This is a genomic window from Rhodococcus sp. (in: high G+C Gram-positive bacteria), from assembly GCF_049286785.1.
Classification (GTDB): domain Bacteria; phylum Actinomycetota; class Actinomycetes; order Mycobacteriales; family Mycobacteriaceae; genus Rhodococcus_F.
Map to the genome: position 1 here is coordinate 1 of NZ_JBAQEO010000883.1, position 2,058 is coordinate 2,058.

1 protein-coding gene is annotated in these 2,058 nt (G+C 61.5%); it reads right to left on the reverse strand.

Annotated elements, in window-relative coordinates; all coding sequences use genetic code 11:
* A partial coding sequence (locus WAW17_RS31460) for a cytochrome P450 (protein WP_422336748.1) occupies positions 1 to 1,331 on the reverse strand: 1,331 nt, incomplete at its 3' end.
* Positions 1,332 to 2,058 lie beyond the last annotated feature (727 nt).

Here is a 2,058-nt window from a genome sequence, read left to right on the forward strand (position 1 = left end):
AGGGCGAGAACTGCCTCGTGAAAGGCGAATTGGCGACCGATGCATGCACGCGCGCCGGTTCCGAAGGGTTTGTATATGTGGGCGGGGCGCTCCTTCATGGCTGCTCGTTCGAACCGGTCGGGGTCGAAGGCTTCCGGATCCTCGCCCCATGCCGGGTCCCTGTGCAGGCTCAGCAGCAGCACGAGAATGGGGTGACCCTTTTTGACCAGGTATTTTTCGCCAATCAGCGTGTCCTCGCGCGGCTTGCGGAAGAACGCCGGGCCAGCAGGCCACAGGCGCAAAGTTTCCTCGATGATGCGGCGCACATAGCGAAGGCGAGCGGCCTGCTCGAAGGCCACGGAACTGGTGTCTGCCGGATCGGCCCACAACTCGTCGACTTCGGCCCGCGCACGCTCAGCAACTTCGGGGTGCTGGGAAAGGAAGTAGAGGGCGAAAGACAGGGTGCTGGCGGTCGTCTCGTGGCCGGCGACGAGAAAGGTGAGCACCTGGTTTCGAATGTTCTCGTCCGACAGGTATTCCCCTGTATCGGGATCAGGGGTCTCGAGCATCCGTTGCAGCAGGTCGTTGTGCCGTTCGGCGCCCGGCGCTTTGCGGGCAGCAATGATCTCGTCGACCGTCTTACGTAGGTACCGCACATCCTTTTCCTTCTGCGCGGCGGCCTTGCGTCCGAAGATTTCGCGGATGATCGGGATGTCGTTGGAGGTCTGTGAAATGAACTCCATCCCACGGACCATCGCAGTCACGAACGGGTCCTCGGTGCTGTCGAAGGAATGAAAGGTGTGATCGAAACCGGTGCGGCCGATGACTTCAAGGGTCAACTTGTTCATGTCCCCGGCCACGTCAACCGGCGCTTCGGTGACCTTGGAGTCCCAATAGGTGCAGAGGTCTTCTACGCACGAGACCATCGTGTCGTGGTAGCTCCGCATCGACGCCTGGCTGAAGGCCGGCGCGAGGATGTTGTGTGCCTTTTCCCAGTTCGGTTCGCTGTTGTAAGCAGTGAATAGACCGTCGGAAGCGATGTCGCGGAGTTTGGTAATGGGAGGGACGATCGCTTTCGCGAATCGCTTCTCGTCGAAAACCTCTGCGGCTTCGTCGGCGCCCGCCACCACCACCAGCTTCTTGCCCGCGATGTCGATCTCGAATATGGGGCCAAGCTCTTTAGCCATCTCCATCTCGCGCTGAGTCGGTCGTACCGGGTCCAGGCGCAACACATCCCCCAGCAACGGCAACCGCCAGCTCGGCGTTGGGATGTCTGCCACCGCGGCAGGCGCGGTGCCTCGCTTGTGGAGCTGCGAGGGCCCGTTGCCCGAGGTCGGTTGGTCGCTACTCATAGGTAACAGTTTCCCTGATCCTGCGCGCTGACGATGTCCGGGTTCGTCCGCTCACGGGCAGGATGCGCGTAATGGGGAAACACGCACCCCGCCCGACCTGGACTTGAGCAGAACTTGCTGTCCAGGATTCACCCGCGTATCCACACGGGTCCGCCGCTGTTGTCGGGTACAGCGAAGGTCTCAGCGAGAGGATCCTGACTCCTGTCGGGCCTCCTAGGTAGCCACCGGCGGAAGTCCCGACGGTGGGCGTCGCGAACAGGGACTTGGCGATGTGCAGCAGCGCCACAATCGAACGCGTCGGCGCTGCGGCGGAATAACCAGGGAAGATCGTGAGTCCGCCAATTGAGTTGCGCATCAAGATCACCCCGGGAGTTAGAGCACGACCCCCGCAAAGGGGCGGTGTGCCGCACCGACCATGCTGCATCTGGGCCGACCACGACAGACCACAGGAAACCCCCCGGGCGGGGAGCGCGAGAGCAATCTAAATCGACACAGCAATGCGATGCAACCCAACTCAGGTCGAAGTCCTCGTGTCGCCCGACGTGAGCCTCTAACGGATTCGGTGGTTCGTCGGCGTGTCTACGGTCTCGAGGGACTCGAGGCGGATATATCTATATCCATGCCAGCTGAGCCGTACACACCACCATGGAAGCGAATCGGCGTCGGTATCGAGGAAACTCTGATCGAACGCGTCGACCGAGCAGTTAGGGAACGAGGTATCTCCAAG